Here is a 15,784-nt window from a genome sequence, read left to right on the forward strand (position 1 = left end):
AGACTCCTTTACAAGCATTCCTTTACATCGAATCCCCTCTCGGCAGGGCGTGCAGGCCGGCGCCCGCCCCCGCGACCGCGATCGCTCCGTCCCGGTCCGTCCTGAGCACCCTCGCTCCCCCGGCCCGCAGCGCGTCCACGGTCCGGGGCGAGGGGTGCCCGTACGGGTTGCCGCTCCCCGTCGACACCAGCGCGAGCCTCGGCCGGACGGCCCGTATCAGCCCGGGGTCCTGGTGCGCCGAGCCGTGGTGGGCGACCTTGAGCACGTCGACGCGGGGCAGGTCCGGCCGGGCGCGGGCCAGGCCGCGCTGGGCGGGCGGTTCGAGATCCCCCAGGAGGAGCAGGGTCAGGCCGCCCGCCGTCCGCACCAGCAGCGTGACGCTGGCGTCGTTCGGCCCGGACTCCTCCGCGCCCACCGCACCCGGCGCGCTCCTGGGCCACAGCACCTGCCACTCCAACGGCCCGAGGCGCCGTCGCTCACCGGGCGTCGCCCGGACGAGCGGGATGCCCGCCGCGGCGGCCGTGCGGCGCACGGCGGCGGCCTGGCCCGGCGGCTCGTCGAGGCCCGTCGTCTGGATCGCCCCCACGGACCGGCCGCGCAACACGCCCGCCAGCCCGGCGACATGGTCGGCGTGGAAGTGCGTGAGCACGATCAGGGGGACCCGGCGGACTCCTAGGTCGCGCAGGCACCGGTCCACCAGCGCCGGGTCGGGCCCGGCGTCCACCACGACGGCCGTGTCGCCACCGGCCGCGAGAACGGTCGCGTCCCCCTGCCCGACCTGGCACATCGCGAACGCCCAGTCCGGCGGCGGCCATCCGGTGACCAGCCGGGTCAGCGGCGCCGGCCGGACGACCGCCAGGAGCAGCAGGACGGCGCACCCGGCCCCGATCCCCCGGCGGTACGGCAGCTTCCGCGCCCCGAGCACCACCATCGCGCCGACGGCGGCCAGGAACAGCCCTCCCCACCAGCCGCCCGGCCACTCCATCTCCGCGCCGGGCAGCGCCGCTCCCGCGCGGGCCACGGTCGCGACCCATTCGGCGGGCCAGGCCGCCACCCGCGCGACCAGCTCCGCCACCGACGGGGAGACCGGGGCCAGCGCGAGCACGGCGAACCCGAGCACCGTCGCGGGCGCCACCGCCGGCTCCGCGAGGAGGTTGGCCGGGATGGCGACCAGGCTCACCCGGGCGGCGAAGACCGCCACCACGGGCGCGCAGACCGCCTGGGCCGCCAGGGCCGCGGCCAGTGCCTCCGCGAGGCGGCCCGGGACCCCGCGCCGCCGCAGCGCCTCGCTCCAGCGCGGGGCGAGGGTCAGCAACGCCCCGGTGGCGAGCACGGAGAGCAGGAAGCCGTAACTCCGCCCCAGCCACGGGTCGTACAGCACCAGCAGCAGGACCGCCGCGGCGAGCGCCGGAAGGAGTGATCTGCGCCGGCCGGTGCCGATGGCCAGCAGCGCGACCAGGCCACAGGCCGCCGCCCGGAGCACGCTCGGTTCGGGCCGGCAGACGATGACGAAGGCCAGGGTGAGGCCCCCGCCGAGCAGCGCCGTGGCACGCAGCGGGAGGCCGATCCGGGGCGCGAGCCCCCCGCGCTCCGCGCGCAGCGCGCTGCCCGGGCGGCCGATCAGGAGCAGCAGGACGATGGTCAGGTTGGATCCGGAGACCGCCAGGAGGTGAGTGAGGTCCGTGGCCTGGAAGGCGTCGCTGAGCTCGGGCTCGATCCGCGAGGTGTCCCCGACGACCAGGCCCGGGAGCAGCGCCCGGGCGTCCGGCCCGAGGCCCTCGGTCGCCCGTCGCAGACCGGCACGCAGCTTCCCCGCCGTCCGCTGCGGGGCGCTGGGCGGGCCGGTGACCCGCGGTGGGCCCGCCGCGTCGATCCGCAGCACCGCCGTCATGGGCTCCCCCGGACGGGCGGGCGGGGCGAGACGGCCCTCGGCCCGCAGCCGGGTGGAGGGCAGCAGTCGCAGCCACCGCTCCCGGCCCTCCCCCGCCGGGACGATGACGAGCACCGGTGTCCTGGTCCGGTGCGCCGCCCGGTCGGCTGTCTCGATCCGGGTCACCTCCGCGGGCAGGACAACGGAGAGAGGAGCCGCGTGGTCGCCCCGGACCCGGGGCCGGGTGAGACGCGGATCGGCGGTGACCGTCAACTCGGCACTCACCCGGGCGTACTCACTCGCGAGAGCCGGCACCGGTCCGCGGGTCAGATCCGCCGCGTGCAGCCCTCCGGACGCGGCTCCGGCCGCCGCGCAGAGCAGCGCCGCCGCCCCCGCCGTGGCCCTGAGCCGCCACGCCCCTTGTCGCCGCCCCCGCCGTCCCGTACCGGTCCACAGCAGCGCCACCGCCCCCGCGACACAGGTCAGCGCTCCGGCGAGCGCCCACCACCCGGGGGCACCGACGGCGAGCGCGGCCGCTCCCCAGGCCGCCAACGCCGGTGGCACCAGCCGCAGATCGGCCGGCCCTTCGTCATGGGGAAAGCGCCGGTCACGGGTCCTGTCGGAGGCCGCCCCTCCCGGAGTGCCCGGAGGGTCCGGGGCGCGCAGGCCGGCCGGGCCCGCCGCCTCCCCTTGCCGGTTCACGGCCGGACCAGAGGTTCGAGGTCTGCGAACCGACGGTCGCCGATGCCGTTGACCTCGCGCAGCTCGGCGACCGAGCGGAACCCGCCGTGTTCCGCGCGGTGGTCGATGATGTGCTGCGCCAGCACAGGACCGACGCCGGGCAGGGTGTCGAGCTGTTCCACGGTCGCCGTGTTGAGGCTCAGGGGCATCGCCCGCGTCCCCGCCGCCCCGCCACCGCCCGCGCCCGTGCCCCCGTACGCGGCCGAACCCCCAGGGGCGCCGGGGCCCGGGGGCGCCGGGAGGCCGACGACGACCTGCTCGCCGTCCATGAGGACCCGGGCCCGGTTAAGGCCGGTGACGTCCGTCCCCGGCCGGACTCCGCCGGCCGCCCGCAGGGCGTCCGCCACCCTCGATCCGCCCGGCAGGGTCAGGACCCCGGGGCGCAGCACCTTGCCGCTGACGTCGACCACGACCTCCGTCGGGGGCGACCCCGACGTCGGCGGCGGCGCTGTGCCCAGGGAAGACGCCCGGGAAGACGCCCCGCTCTCGGGCGGCGGCGCGGCCCGCACGATCTCCGGGGCGCGGACCGCCTCGGGCCGCCCCACCCAGAAATACCGCCCGGCGAACCCCGCGGCTACCACCAGCACCACCGCCAGGGCGGCCAGCGTCCTCGGTTCGAGGCCGCACCTCGCCTGCACCCACAGCGGCAGCCGCTCCCGGCACGCGAGCCCCAGCCGCTCCCACCGCCCCGCCCCGGCCCGCTCCCGTACCGGCTCGACCGGCTCCACCGGCTCCACCGGCTCGACGGGCGCGACCGGCTGGACGGGAGGCGGGGTGTCGGCAGGCGGGAAGAGGGCGTCGCCCCGGTCCCGCACGGCCGAGCCGGCCGCCGCGAGCGCGTGCCTCCGGCGAGCCCGCCGGGTTCGCCCGGGAGCAGAGCCGCGCCCGCCGCCCCGGTCCCGGCCGTCCGACCCGGGCGCCCTCCCGGGACCGCTGGTCGCGCCGGACCTCCTCACCCGTGTCCCGCCCGCGGGCACGGAAGGCGGCGCCCCCGGCGCCACCGCCGCAGTCGTTGCCGCCGGCCTAGCCCCAGGGGTCGAGGACCGAGCGGACGCGGAGACCGGCGTGGAGGCGGCGGACGCGGCCGACACGTCGGTCGCCGAAGCCGCCGAAGCCGAAGCCGAAGCCGTCGCCGCCGAAGTCGTCGCCGCTGCGGAAGGTGAGTCGAGAGATGTGCGAAGAGCCATGCACGAGACGGTAGGGACGTCGCGGTCCCCGTGCCGCGATGCCCCGAATCCGGTGCACAGCACCCGGGTTGTGGATAACTCAGCCACTCACACGAGTGAACGGGGACGGGCCATCAAGGACGGGCGGGCGGCGCCGGGGATCAGCGGCGCCGCGTCAGCGGGGCGACACCACCACGGCGAGAAGCCCCGGTCCGGTGTGGGCGCCGATCACCGCACCCACCTCGCTGACCTGGAGATCCTCCACGCCCGACAGCCGCTCACGCAGCCGGTCGGCCAGAACGGCGGCCCGCTCGGGGGCGGCGAGATGGTGGACGGCGACATCCACCGGTCCGTTCGCGGCCCGCTCCACGGCGATCTCCTCCAGCCGGGCGATGGCCTTGGACGCCGTGCGCACCTTCTCGCGCAGCTCGATGCGCCCGCCGTCGAGTTCGAGAAGCGGTTTCACGGCGAGCGCGGAGCCGAGCAGCGCCTGGGCGGCGCCGATGCGCCCTCCCCGGCGGAGGTACTCCAGGGTGTCGACGTAGAAGAACGCGGAGGTGCCGGCGGCCCGTTTCTCGGCGGCCGCGACGGCCTCGTCGAGCGAGCCGCCCGCCTCCGCGACCTCGGCCGCCGCCAGCGCGCAGAAGCCGAGCGCCATCCCCACCATGCGGGTGTCCACGACCCGTACGGGCACGGGGGCGTCCCTGGCCGCCAGCACGGCGGCGTCGTACGTCCCGGAGAACTCGCCGGAGAGGTGGAGCGAGACGATGCTCCGCGCGCCGGAGTCGGCCAGCGAGCGGTAGGTGGCCGCGAAGACCTCGGGGCTGGGCCGCGAGGTGGTCACCGACCGTCGTTTCTGGAGGGCCTGAGCCAGGGAGCGCGCCGAGATCTCGGTGCCCTCCTCGAGCGCCCGGTCACCGATGACGACCGTCAGCGGGACCGCTGTGATGCCGTGCCGCTCCATCGTCTGGGGTGGCAGGTAGGCCGTGGAATCGGTGACGATCGCGACATGCCGGGACATGAGCGGGAGGTTACCCGCCATGAGCGCCCCTAGGCAGCCCGGCCCCGGTCGTCGTCCGTCCGCGTCGCCCCGCCACGGGCCCCGGCATCGCCCCGCCGCGACCGCCTGCGCCGCCCCGCAGCGGGCCTCCGCGCTCCTGCCGCCACGTAAGGCCCCGTCAACTCCAGGCGCCGCCAGGGTCGTTCCCCCGGGACGCCGCAGGTCAGGTGGTGGTCTCCGGGCGGGCGGACTTCTCCCACGGATGGCCCGCCTGCCGGGGATCGCGCGCCGTGATCGCGGGCGGCGGCTGCTGCCCCCGCTCCCGGCCGGCGGCGCCGGCCGTCCCGGACCCGCCGGGTGCCGCACTGCCGTGCTCCGCTTCGGCTTCCGCGGGCCACACCTGTTCCCGCTCGGCCTCCGGCCCGGCCGTCCCCGCCTCGGGCCACGAGAAGTCGGCCGCGTCGCGGCCCTGGCCGTGCGTCCCGGCACCCGCGCCCGTCCCCGCATCCGGGCCCGCCCAGTGGCGCAGCGCCCCGGCCTCGAGGTCGATCTGCGCGCTGAGCGAGGACAGGTCGTCCTCGGCGAACTTCTGTGCCCGGTCCCGGGCCGCCCAGCGCAGCGAGTCCGCGGACCGCGTGATCTGTTCCGTGCGCTCGCGCAGCTCGGTGAGCTGTCCGGCCACCCTCACCCGGTCCGGCTCCCGCTCCAGGCGCTTGAGCTCGCCGTCCAGCTCCTGCCCGTGGGCGCTGAGCCGGTGGAAGAGGTCGAGGGTCTCCTTCAGCGAGGCGTCCTCGGCGACACCGGCCCGCAGCGCCTCCTGCGTGGCGCGCATCGAGGTGCGCAGCGACAGCCGCAGCTGGGCCAGCTCACCGGCGACGCCGACCTGGCCGAAGCTCTTGGCGCGCAGCGTCGTGTCCTCGACCGTGCGCCGGGCCTGCGTGATCGTCCGGTCGACGCCGCGCTTGGCGGCCTTCACGACCTTCACGGTGGCGTACACCCCCAGCGCCACGAAGGCGAAGAAGAGCAGCGCCATGATCACAATCGCGGCTTCCATGGGCGCCCCTCCGGCGGTGGTCGAGTCCTCGGTTGTCGAGTTCCCTCGACTGTCGTTCCTCCACGGTAAACGGAAGGGGCAGGCCGAGGGTTCCATCGGAACCCCCAACCTGCCCGTAGGGGATGCCCCCCATGCCTCGCGGCCGACCGCGGACAGCGGTGGCCGGTCAGCCGGCCACGATGTTGACCAGCTTCGGGGCACGCACGATGACCTTGCGGATCTGCGCCCCGCCCAGCGCGGCGACGACGTGCGCGTCGCCCAGCGCCAGCGCCTCCAGCTCGGCGTCGGTGATCGACGGCGAGACCTCCAGGCGCGCCTTGACCTTGCCCTTGATCTGGACGACGCAGGTCACCGTCTCGTCCACGACGTAGGCCGGGTCGGCGACCGGGAAGTCCTGGTGGACGACCGAGTCGGTGTGGCCCAGCCGGCGCCACAGCTCCTCGGCGATGTGCGGGGCCAGCGGGGCGACCAGCAGCACCAGCTGCTCGGCGACCGTGCGGGAGACCGCGCCGCCCGCCTTCGTCAGGTGGTTGTTCAGCTCGGTGACCTTGGCGATGGCGGTGTTGAAGCGCATGCCCGCCATGTCCTGCGAGACGCCGTCGATGGCCTTGTGCAGGGCGCGCAGCGTGTCCTCGTCGGGCGCGCTGTCCACGACGGTGACCTCGCCGGTCGACTCGTCGACGATGTTGCGCCACAGCCGCTGCAGCAGCCGGTACTGGCCGACCACCGCGCGCGTGTCCCAGGGACGGGAGACGTCCAGCGGGCCCATCGCCATCTCGTACAGGCGCAGGGTGTCGGCGCCGTACTCGGCGCAGATCTCGTCCGGGGTGACGGCGTTCTTCAGGGACTTGCCCATCTTGCCCAGGACGCGGGAGACCTTCTCGCCGTGGTACCAGAAGCCGCCGTCACGCTCCTCGACCTCGGCCGCCGGGACGGCGATCCCGCGCGCGTCGCGGTAGACGAAGGCCTGGATCATGCCCTGGTTGTACAGCTTGTGGAACGGCTCCGCGGAGGAGATGTGCCCCAGGTCGAACAGCACCTTGGACCAGAACCGCGCGTACAGCAGGTGCAGTACGGCGTGCTCGGCGCCGCCGACGTACAGGTCGACGCCGCCGGTCGGCATGGACTCGCGCGGGCCCATCCAGTACTGCTCGATGGCCGGGTCGACCAGCTTCTCGGAGTTGTTCGGGTCCAGGTAGCGCAGCTCGTACCAGCAGGAACCGGCCCAGTTGGGCATGGTGTTGGTCTCGCGGCGGTACTTCTTCGGGCCGTCGCCCAGGTCCAGGGTGACGTACACCCAGTCCTCGTTGCGCGACAGCGGCGTCTCGGGCTGGGTGTCGGCGTCGTCCGGGTCGAAGGTGCGCGGGGAGTAGTCCTCGACCTCCGGCAGCTCCAGCGGCAGCATCGACTCGGGCAGCGAGTGCGCGACGCCGTCCTCGTCGTAGACGATCGGGAAGGGCTCGCCCCAGTAGCGCTGGCGGCTGAACAGCCAGTCCCGCAGACGGAAGTTGACGGTGCCCTCGCCGATGCCGCGGTCGGCCAGCCAGGCGGTGATCCTCTCCTTGGCGTCGACGACGCCCAGGCCGTCCAGGGAGACGTCCGCGCCGGCCGAGTTCACCAGCTTCGCCTCGTACGAGGAGAAGGCGTCGTCCCAGGTGGAGGGGTCGGTGCCGCGGTCGTCCGACGGCTCGACGACGCAGCGCATCGGCAGCTCGAAGGCGCGCGCGAAGGCGAAGTCCCGGGAGTCGTGCGCGGGGACGGCCATGATCGCGCCGGTGCCGTAGCCCATCAGGACGTAGTCGGCGATGAAGACGGGGACCTTCTCGCCGCTGACCGGGTTGACGGCGTACGCGCCGGTGAAGACGCCGGTCTTGTCCTTGGCCTCGGCCTGGCGTTCGACGTCGGACTTGGAGGCGGCCTGCTTGCGGTAGGCGTCGACGGCCTCGGCGGGGGTGGCGTGGCCGCCGGTCCACACGTCGTGGGTGCCCTCGGGCCAGGCGGCCGGGACGATCTTCTCAACCAGGTCGTGCTCGGGGGCCAGGACCATGTAGGTGGCGCCGAACAGGGTGTCCTGGCGGGTGGTGAAGACGGTGATGGCGCCGGCGTCACCGACCGGGAAGTCGACGCGGGCGCCCTCGGAGCGGCCGATCCAGTTCCGCTGCTGCAGCTTGATGGCCTCGGGCCAGTCCAGCGCGTCCAGGTCGTCCAGCAGGCGGTCCGCGTAGGCGGTGATGCGCATGTTCCACTGGCGCAGCTTGGCCTTGAAGACGGGGAAGTTGCCGCGCTCGGAGCGGCCGTCGGCGGTGACCTCCTCGTTGGCCAGGACGGTGCCCAGGCCGGGGCACCAGTTGACGGGCGCGTCGGAGGCGTACGCCAGGCGGTACTCGCCCAGGACGTCGGAGCGCTCGGCGGCGCTCAGCTCGCTCCACGCGCGCGTGGAGCCGGCGGTCTCGCGGGCGCCGGGGACCTCACGCGTGCCGTTCTCGAACTGCTCGATCAGCTCGGCGATCGGGCGGGCCTTCCCGGCCTCCCGGTCGTACCAGGAGTTGAAGATCTGCAGGAAGATCCACTGCGTCCACTTGTAGTACTCGGGGTCGATCGTGGCGAACGACCGGCGCTTGTCGTGGCCCAGGCCCAGCCGGCGCAGCTGGACCTTCATGTTCTCCATGTTGGCCTCGGTGGACACGCGCGGGTGCGTGCCGGTCTGCACGGCGTACTGCTCCGCCGGCAGGCCGAAGGCGTCGAAGCCCAGGGTGTGCAGCACGTTGTGGCCGGTCATGCGCTGGTGGCGGGCGAAGACATCGGTGGCGATGTAGCCCAGCGGGTGGCCGACGTGCAGGCCCGCACCCGAGGGGTACGGGAACATGTCCATGATGAACTTCTTGGGGCGGGCGGCAACCTCCGGGTCGCCCGCCAGGTCGCCGGTGGGGTTCGGCGCCTCGTAGGTGCCCTCGGCGTCCCAGAAGTCCTGCCAGCGTGCCTCGATGTCGGCGGCCATGACCGCCGTATAACGATGCGGGGCCGCCGTCTCGGCAGCCGAATTCATCTCGCTCATGATCCTTGAAGCTCCATCGATCGTCTCTGCCGACTGCCGCGCAATGGCGCGAAATGAAAAAGCCCCTCGCACAGGAGGGGACGCCGCGCCGATTCCGACCGGATCTTTCATCCGTCGGGACTGATCAGCGCGGCTCGCTAAGCAGAAGGCGTACGGCACGCATGGCGTCAGGGTACCGCAGGGCCCGAGCGGCCCGCACCGGCGTTCCACGCTCCGGTCGAACACCGGCCGCACCGGCGTTCCCACCCGGGCCGGACCCCGGCCGGACACCTCCCGGACCGGCGCTCCGCACCCCGGCGGGCGCTCTCCGCGCCGGTCCGACCCCCTCCCCGGCGCGCGCCACGGGCGTGGACACGGGAGCCGGGCTGGCCCACCGCCCACGGAAGCGGCTCAAGTTACTCCGCGTAACGACCCTATCCGGGGCAACCCCAGAGTCAGTTGGCCTTCGAACGCCCCGTAAACCAGCAAACCACCTACTGCCTGGTATGGAGCGACTTAGCATGCGGCAACGGGACCGCTTATCCGCACCATTCCGGAGTCGCCCCCATGAACCCTCATCGCAAGATCCGTTCTACTCCCGTCACGCGAACCGGTATGAGCCGGCCGGTTCGGGGCGGACTTTCGGTCGCGGCACTGGTGATCATTCCGCTGCTCGCCATCGGCGGCAGCGACGCTTTCCGCGCCGCGCTCGATTTCACCACCGGCGTGCTCTCGCTGGTCTCCCTGACGGCCTCGATCGTCTGGGGTCTCATAGCCAGCGACCGCCTGCTGCTCTCCACCCGCCACCGGCTGATCGCCCAGGGCGTGCACCGCGCCACCGCCGTCGCCTCCCTCGGCTTCCTGCTGCTGCACGGCACGGTCAAGGTCTCGCTCGGCCACGTCGAACCGATCGGGGCGCTGATCCCGTTCGGCCTCGGCATGACCGGCGCGGCCGGTCTCATCGGCTTCGGCTCGCTCGCCGGGCTGCTCATGGTGATCGTCGCCGCGACCGGCGCCCTGCGGAGCACCCTGGCCGGCCGGAGCCGGTTCGCGGCCCGCTGGCGTCCGCTCCACATGCTGGCCTACCCCGCCTGGTGCTTCGCGCTGGTCCACGGCCTCTACGCGGGCCGGCAGGCCGCCACCTGGGTCGTCGTCATGTACTGCCTGGCCCTGGTCTCGGTCGCCGCCGCCTTCTCGCTGCGGCTGTTGCCCGCCCCCACGCAGCGCGAACTCGCCGAACGGCTCGCCGCGCTCCTCGCCGCCGTCGAAGGGCGCCGGCGCGCCCGGCCCGCCGGGCAGCACGCGGCGACCGGCCCGGCCGCGTCCTCCCCCTCCTCCCCTTCGTCCACCGCCGCCGCGTCCCCCGGCGAGCGGGAGCGAGGCTTCGGGGAGGAGAGCCGTGACGAGGCCCCCACCCTGTCCGCCGAGTGGCTGGACCGCCCCGTCGCACGCCCCCCGTTGAACACACCGCTCCCTCCGCCCGTACCGCAGTTGTACGAGGCCACGCCCGAGCTGTTCGAGACGGCGCCGCCCCGCTACGAGGCGACGCCACCGCGTTACGAGGCGGCGGAGCCGTACGAGGCCGCGCCGCCGCCGCGCGGGGGCGCCGGATTCTCGGCCGCCTACCGGGCGGTCTCGCGCAGTCCCTTCCCCGCCCCGGGGGCGCCCGACCCGGGCGCATCCGACCCCGGCGCGTCCGGCGCCCCGCTCGCCGAACGCGTCCCGATGACCGAGGAGCTTCCCGTCGTCCCCGATCTGCCACTCCGCGATCCCGCCCAGCGCCCCGGCTACTGGCCGACGCCGTCGCCGCCGATGCCGACGCCGACCTACGCGAGTCCGCCTCCGGCGGGTGAGCCGTGGACGGCGCCGGGAGGGGACCGCCTGTGAACATCCCGCTTCCCGACGTCCCCGAGGTCCGCGTGGTCGGGCTGCCGCAGCTCACCCAGGGCTTCGACCTGGTCGAGCGGCTCGACCTGTCCATGCACCTCAAGGTGCACGGGCCGCTGGAGCCCATGGGCGGCGAGCGGCTGGCCCAGCTCGCGGACGACATCTCCCTGCACGGGCGCGGTGGCGCCGGTTTCCCCTTCGGCCGCAAGCTCAGGGCGGTCGCCAAGGCGGCGATCCGCCGGGGGGTGCGGCCCGTCGTGGTCGTCAACGGCAGCGAGGGGGAGCCGGCCTGCCGCAAGGACACGGTGCTGCTCAACCGGGCCCCGCACCTGATCCTGGACGGGGCCCTGCTGGCCGCCGAGGCCCTCGGCGCCCGGACCCTGATCGTCGCCGTGACCCGTAACTCCACGGAGATATCGATCCGTTCCGCGCTGGCCGAGCGAGGCCTGTCGGACCGTCGGGGCCAGCCGCTCCGCGCGCGGGTCGTGCGGACTCCGGAGCGGATGGTCTCCGGCGAGGCGTCCGCCGTCATCCGCGCGGCCGGCGGTGGCCCGGCGCTGCCGCAGGGCCGCCGTGAGCGGGCGGCGGAGTCGGGGGTGGGCGGGGCGCCGACGCTGCTGTCCAACGCGGAGACGTTCGCGCAGCTGGCGATCGCCGCCCGGATCGGGCCCCGCCGCTTCGGCCACTCCGGTCTGGACACCGAGCCCGGCACCGTCCTGCTGACGCTGTCCGGCGCCGTCGCGCGCCCCATGGTGGTCGAGGTCCCGACGGGCGTCCCGCTGCGGTACGTGCTGATGCTGGCCGGGGCCCCGCAGGTGCCGCAGGGCGTGCTCACGGGCGGGTACCACGGCAACTGGATCGACTCGACGGCCGTCCACAACGCCGTCGTCTCGCGCGCCTCGATGGCGGCCGTGGGCGGCGCCCTGGGCGCCGGGGCGATCCTGCCGATCGGTCCCGAGACCTGTCCGCTGGGCGAGTCGCTGCGCGTGGCGAACTGGCTGGCGGCGGAGACGGCCGGCCAGTGCGGTCCGTGCCGGCTCGGGCTGCCCGCGGCGGCCGGGGGTCTTTCGGACGTGCTGAACGGCGGGGGCCCGGCCGCGCTGGAGGCGCTGCGGGAGGTGACGCAGGCGGTGAAGGGACGCGGGGCGTGCAAACACCCCGACGGCTCGGCCCGCTTCTTCGCCTCGACCCTGTCGGCGTTCACGGACGATCTGGCCGCCCATGTCCTCGACGGGGGCTGCGGCCGCCCGACGGTCGGGGTGCTGCCGTTGCCCTCGCCCGGCTACCAGGACGCGGAGGAGTCGATTCCGAGCGGCGAGAAGCTGGCCGTGGACTGGACGCTGTGCCAGGGCCACGGGCTGTGCGCGGATCTCGTGCCGGAGCTGATCAGGCTGGGCCCCGACGGTTTCCCGGTGTTCGCCGACGCCTCGGTGCCGATGCACCTGCGGGAGCGCGCGCAGCGGGCCGTACGGCGCTGCCCGGCACTGGCGCTGCGGATCGAGGCGCCCCCTCGCGAGGCGCCCGCCCTGCCGCCCGCGACGGGCCGCAAGGCGCTGGGGTCCGGCCGGGGTTGACCGGTGGCGGCCCGGGGGGATCCCCCGGGCCGCCGTCGCCGTACGCGCGGAGACCGCACACGAAGAGCGGAGACCGCACACGAAGAAGCGGGCCATCCGATTCGGATGACCCGCTTCTCTTCTGTGGAGCTAAGGAGAATTGAACTCCTGACCTCCTGCATGCCATGCAGGCGCTCTACCAACTGAGCTATAGCCCCTCGCTGTCGGCCCGCGCTCCGGGTTCCCCCCGCGGCGACAGACAGAACATTAACCGGCCTCCCGTGGGATCACCAAATCGTTTCCCTGGGGGTCCGAGAGCGGCGGGTAGGGTCCCCCTCTGTGACCGCGTCCGTCCTCATCCGAGCCCGTGCCCGCCAGTGGCCCCTCGCCACCGCCGCCGCGGTGTGCCTGATCTCGTTCGTCGCCTTCTGGGTGGCGCAGCGCCTCGCCCACGTGAACATGCTCGACGTGATGGTCTATCGCGCCGAGGGCGAGACGGTCCGGGCCGGTGGCGACCTCTACGCGATGCGCGCCACCTCGGCGAACCTCGCCATGACCTATCCGCCGTTCGCCGGGCTGCTGTTCGTCCCGCTGACGCTGGTCGGCGTGCCGCTGATGCGGACGCTGACCACCGCGGGGAACCTCCTCCTCGTCGTCGCCCTGGTGCAGCTCTCGCTGCAGCTGGTCCGCCCGGCTCTGACGCGTGAGGAGCTGTGGCGCAGGACGTTCTGGGTGGCCGCGGTCGTGGTCTGGTGCGAGCCGGTGTGGACGACGCTGCGGTACGGCCAGATCAATCTCCTGATCGCGGTCGCGGTGTTGTGGGACGTCACCCGGCGCGCCGGTCACCGGTGGGCCGGGGTCGGGATCGGTCTCGCCACTGCGGTGAAGCTCACACCCGGGCTGTTCGTGGTGCTGCTGCTGGCCGCCGGGGTGCTGCTGTGGCGCCGTGAGCGCGGGTGGAACCCGTGGCTGCGCACGGCCGCCACGGCCACCGCGACGTTCCTCACAGCGACCCTGGTCGGCGCGCTGGTCCTGCCGTCCGACTCGTGGCGCTTCTGGACGGGGACGCTGTTCGAGAGCGGCCGGGTCGGCTTCGCCGAGGAGACCGCCAACCAGTCGTTGCGCGGGGTCCTGGCGCGGGTGATGCACACAGACGACCCGGGGATGTGGTGGGCGGTCGCCGCCGCCGTCCTGGGGGGTGCGGCGATGGTGCTCGCGGTACGGGCGGCGCTGCGCGGGGACAAGGCGCTGGCCGTGGTGGTCTGCGCGGTGACGGCGCTGATGATCAGCCCGATCTCCTGGTCCCACCACTGGGTGTGGTGCGTTCCGCTGCTGCTCCTGCTCGTGGAGCGGGTGCGGCCGGCGTGGCCGGTCCTGGCGCCCGTGGCCCTGGCCTTCGCCTCGTTCGCGCTGTGGTGGGTGCCGCACGACCCGGGGCGGCCCGAGCTGGACCAGAATCCGGTGCAGATGGTGCTGTCCGCCGTCTATCCGCTGACCGTGACGGCGCTGTTCGTGGGGTACGGCGTCAGGCGGTGGCGAAGGAGTAGAACCGCTTGAGGGTGCAGTGCTCGTCGAGGAGCCGGCCGTAGATCGGCTCGCCCTCCAGCTCGCGGTAGGTCTCGATCGGGTCGCCTTTTATGATCAGCGCCCGCGCGCACTCCTCGCACCAGTACTGGTACGAGGCGTTGACCGGGTCCATGTCCCGCACGATGGGCGTACCGCTGCCGCACCAGTCGCACTTCCGCCTGTGGGCACCCATCACTCAGCTCCAGCTGTGGCCGCAGGACGTGCACACATAGGACACTCCGCCGTTGTCACCGAGTACTTGGGCGATCCGCGCGGAGCCGCAGGCGGGACAGCCGAGGGGTGCTCCGGCGCCGTCGGCGCCGCTGTGGTCCTCGACGGGCTCCGCGACGCCGTCGACTTCGGCATCCTCGGCACCGCTCGCGACCATCGCACGCTCCCTCCCGTCCGGGCCGTCGTCCCCCTCCGGCCGTCCGATTCTGCCATGGCCGCGCAAGGGGGTCGGCGAGCTCGCGAGAGGGCGCGCGCGGGAGAGGGAGACGGGGGTACGGAACGACGAATCCCGCCCCCTGATGGGGACGGGATCCGGTGTCTGTGGAGCTAAGGAGAATTGAACTCCTGACCTCCTGCATGCCATGCAGGCGCTCTACCAACTGAGCTATAGCCCCTCGTGTTCTTCGCGCTCCGCGCTGCGAACAAGAAGAACTTTAGCCTGTGACCTGCCGGAAAGTGAAATCCGCTTCCGGGCCGGTCCGGCGGTGGGTCAGTCGTCGTCGCCGAGGACCGGTTCGGGCAGCGTGCCGGCGTTGTGCTCCATCAGGCGCCAGCCTCGGGCGCCCTCGCCCAGGACGGACCAGCAGCAGTTGGAGAGTCCGCCGAGGCTTTCCCAGTGGTGCGCCTCCAGGCCGAGGAGGCGGCCGATGGTGGTGCGGATCGTGCCGCCGTGGCTGACCACGACGAGGGTGCCGTCGACGGGCAGCTTGTCGACGTGCTCCAGGACCACCGGCGCGGCCCGGTCGGCCACCTCGGTCTCCAGCTCGCCGCCGCCCCGGCGCACGGGCTCGCCGCGCTTCCAGGCGGCGTACTGCTCGCCGTAGCGCGCCACGATCTCGTCGTGGGTCAGGCCCTGCCACTCCCCCGCGTACGTCTCGCGCAGGGCGGAGTCGTACGCGATGGTGTGTCCGGTCAGGGAGGCCAGCTCCCCCGCGGTGGCGGCCGCCCGCTTCAGGTCGGAGGCGATGATCGCGTCCGGCTTGAGCGAGGCGAGCAGCCGGGCGGACCTGCGGGCCTGGGAGACGCCGGTCTCGGTCAGCTCGATGTCCGTGGAGCCCTGGAAGCGGCGCTCCAGGTTCCAGGAGGTCTGGCCGTGACGCCACAGGACGATCCGGCGGCCCCTGCCGCCCTTGGTGCCGTTCAGCTCAGCTCACCGTCCGCTTCGTCGGCGCCCGTGAGCCGGGCGTGCTCCTGGGCCTTGCCGCGCGTCTGCAGCGCGTCCTCGGGCAGGGACAGCTCGGGGCAGTCCTTCCACAGCCGCTCCAGGGCGTAGAAGACCCGCTCCTCGCTGTGCTGGACGTGGACGACGATGTCGACGTAGTCCAGGAGGATCCAGCGGGCGTCGCGGTCGCCCTCCCGGCGCACCGGCTTGGCGCCGAGCTCCTTGTTCAGGCGCTCCTCGATCTCGTCGACGATCGACTTGACCTGGCGGTCGTTGGGCGCGGAGGCGAGCAGGAAGGCGTCGGTGATCGACAGCACATCACTGACGTCGTACGCGATGATGTCGTGCGCGAGCCGGTCGGCCGCCGCCTGGGCGGCGGCGTTGACGAGCTCGATGGAGCGATCCGTGGCGGTCACAAGCAGGCTTTCGTCGGCGGTCAGAGACACCTCAAGGGTCTCACGTGCCGCCGACAGCCCCGCATCCCCGACGCCGGGCGTCCCGCGGGCGGCCTTCGCGGGCC

The 15,784-nt window shown here is 73.8% G+C and carries 13 protein-coding genes and 2 tRNA genes; 3 read left to right on the forward strand and 12 right to left on the reverse strand.

Going from position 1 to position 15,784, the window contains the following annotated elements:
• Positions 1 to 22 precede the first annotated feature (22 nt).
• The 6 genes from ACFZBD_RS23340 to leuS all read right to left on the reverse strand — a co-directional run bounded on the left by ACFZBD_RS23340 (position 23) and on the right by leuS (position 8,886).
• Positions 23 to 2,572 (reverse strand): ComEC/Rec2 family competence protein, encoded by a 2,550-nt coding sequence (locus tag ACFZBD_RS23340; RefSeq protein WP_391142564.1) that lies wholly within the window; start codon positions 2,570 to 2,572, stop codon positions 23 to 25.
• Entirely contained in the window at positions 2,569 to 3,426 is an 858-nt protein-coding gene (locus ACFZBD_RS23345) for a helix-hairpin-helix domain-containing protein (protein WP_391142566.1), read from the reverse strand. The genes ACFZBD_RS23340 and ACFZBD_RS23345 overlap by 4 nt, the downstream gene beginning before the upstream one ends.
• A 208-nt stretch (positions 3,427 to 3,634) precedes the next feature.
• Positions 3,635 to 3,802 carry a hypothetical protein gene (locus ACFZBD_RS23350; RefSeq protein WP_391142567.1) on the reverse strand — a complete coding sequence of 56 codons (168 nt, stop codon included), beginning with the start codon at positions 3,800 to 3,802 and terminating at the stop codon, positions 3,635 to 3,637.
• A gap of 150 nt (positions 3,803 to 3,952) precedes the next feature.
• On the reverse strand, positions 3,953 to 4,798 hold the full coding sequence (locus ACFZBD_RS23355) for a DegV family protein (RefSeq protein WP_391142569.1): 846 nt from the start codon (positions 4,796 to 4,798) through the stop codon (positions 3,953 to 3,955).
• A 202-nt stretch (positions 4,799 to 5,000) separates the two neighbouring features.
• Positions 5,001 to 5,831, reverse strand: coding sequence for a hypothetical protein (locus ACFZBD_RS23360; protein WP_391142571.1), 831 nt, complete (start codon positions 5,829 to 5,831; stop codon positions 5,001 to 5,003).
• 166 nt (positions 5,832 to 5,997) lie between these two features.
• Positions 5,998 to 8,886, reverse strand: a complete 2,889-nt coding sequence (gene leuS, locus ACFZBD_RS23365; protein ID WP_391142573.1) for a leucine--tRNA ligase — start codon at positions 8,884 to 8,886, stop codon at positions 5,998 to 6,000.
• 594 nt (positions 8,887 to 9,480) lie between these two features.
• On the opposite strand from leuS, the gene ACFZBD_RS23370 reads away from it, so the two are divergent.
• Both ACFZBD_RS23370 and ACFZBD_RS23375 read left to right on the forward strand, forming a co-directional pair.
• A complete protein-coding gene (locus tag ACFZBD_RS23370; RefSeq protein WP_391142575.1) occupies positions 9,481 to 10,752 on the forward strand; it encodes a hypothetical protein in 1,272 nt (423 codons plus the stop codon).
• Positions 10,749 to 12,326: a ferredoxin gene (locus tag ACFZBD_RS23375; protein ID WP_391142577.1), complete on the forward strand. Its 1,578-nt coding sequence runs from the start codon at positions 10,749 to 10,751 to the stop codon at positions 12,324 to 12,326. Before ACFZBD_RS23370 ends, ACFZBD_RS23375 begins: the two co-directional genes overlap by 4 nt.
• Before the next feature lie 124 nt (positions 12,327 to 12,450).
• On the opposite strand, the gene ACFZBD_RS23380 is transcribed toward ACFZBD_RS23375, so the two are convergent.
• Positions 12,451 to 12,523, reverse strand: a tRNA-Ala gene (locus ACFZBD_RS23380).
• 121 nt (positions 12,524 to 12,644) lie between these two features.
• Between ACFZBD_RS23380 and ACFZBD_RS23385 the strand changes: the two genes are divergently transcribed.
• Complete coding sequence (locus tag ACFZBD_RS23385; RefSeq protein ID WP_391142579.1) at positions 12,645 to 13,862, forward strand: glycosyltransferase 87 family protein; 1,218 nt, start codon at positions 12,645 to 12,647, stop codon at positions 13,860 to 13,862.
• Here the strand turns inward: ACFZBD_RS23385 and ACFZBD_RS23390 are convergent.
• The 5 genes from ACFZBD_RS23390 to rsfS all read right to left on the reverse strand — a co-directional run bounded on the left by ACFZBD_RS23390 (position 13,831) and on the right by rsfS (position 15,680).
• The gene (locus ACFZBD_RS23390; protein ID WP_391142581.1) at positions 13,831 to 14,064 is read right to left on the reverse strand and encodes a hypothetical protein; all 234 of its coding nucleotides are present in this window, start codon (positions 14,062 to 14,064) and stop codon (positions 13,831 to 13,833) included. The genes ACFZBD_RS23385 and ACFZBD_RS23390 overlap by 32 nt on opposite strands.
• 3 nt (positions 14,065 to 14,067) lie before the next feature.
• The gene (locus ACFZBD_RS23395; protein ID WP_391142583.1) at positions 14,068 to 14,259 is read right to left on the reverse strand and encodes a hypothetical protein; all 192 of its coding nucleotides are present in this window, start codon (positions 14,257 to 14,259) and stop codon (positions 14,068 to 14,070) included.
• 165 nt (positions 14,260 to 14,424) lie between these two features.
• Positions 14,425 to 14,497 (reverse strand) — tRNA-Ala (locus ACFZBD_RS23400).
• A gap of 95 nt (positions 14,498 to 14,592) precedes the next feature.
• Positions 14,593 to 15,246, reverse strand: a complete 654-nt coding sequence (locus tag ACFZBD_RS23405; protein WP_391143327.1) for a histidine phosphatase family protein — start codon at positions 15,244 to 15,246, stop codon at positions 14,593 to 14,595.
• Positions 15,243 to 15,680 (reverse strand): ribosome silencing factor, encoded by a 438-nt coding sequence (gene rsfS, locus ACFZBD_RS23410; protein ID WP_391142586.1) that lies wholly within the window; start codon positions 15,678 to 15,680, stop codon positions 15,243 to 15,245. Before rsfS ends, ACFZBD_RS23405 begins: the two co-directional genes overlap by 4 nt.
• Positions 15,681 to 15,784 lie beyond the last annotated feature (104 nt).

It is taken from the genome of Streptomyces sp. NPDC008121, assembly GCF_042957155.1.
Classification (GTDB): domain Bacteria; phylum Actinomycetota; class Actinomycetes; order Streptomycetales; family Streptomycetaceae; genus Streptomyces.

Coding starts and splice junctions, on each gene's coding strand:
- ACFZBD_RS23355 (WP_391142569.1), bottom strand. CDS start 4,798: ATGTCCCGGCATGTCGCGATCGTCACCGATTCCACGGCCTACCTGCCA.
- ACFZBD_RS23360 (WP_391142571.1), bottom strand. CDS start 5,831: ATGGAAGCCGCGATTGTGATCATGGCGCTGCTCTTCTTCGCCTTCGTG.
- leuS (WP_391142573.1), bottom strand. CDS start 8,886: ATGAGCGAGATGAATTCGGCTGCCGAGACGGCGGCCCCGCATCGTTAT.
- ACFZBD_RS23370 (WP_391142575.1), top strand. CDS start 9,481: ATGAGCCGGCCGGTTCGGGGCGGACTTTCGGTCGCGGCACTGGTGATC.
- ACFZBD_RS23390 (WP_391142581.1), bottom strand. CDS start 14,064: ATGGGTGCCCACAGGCGGAAGTGCGACTGGTGCGGCAGCGGTACGCCC.
- ACFZBD_RS23395 (WP_391142583.1), bottom strand. CDS start 14,259: ATGGTCGCGAGCGGTGCCGAGGATGCCGAAGTCGACGGCGTCGCGGAG.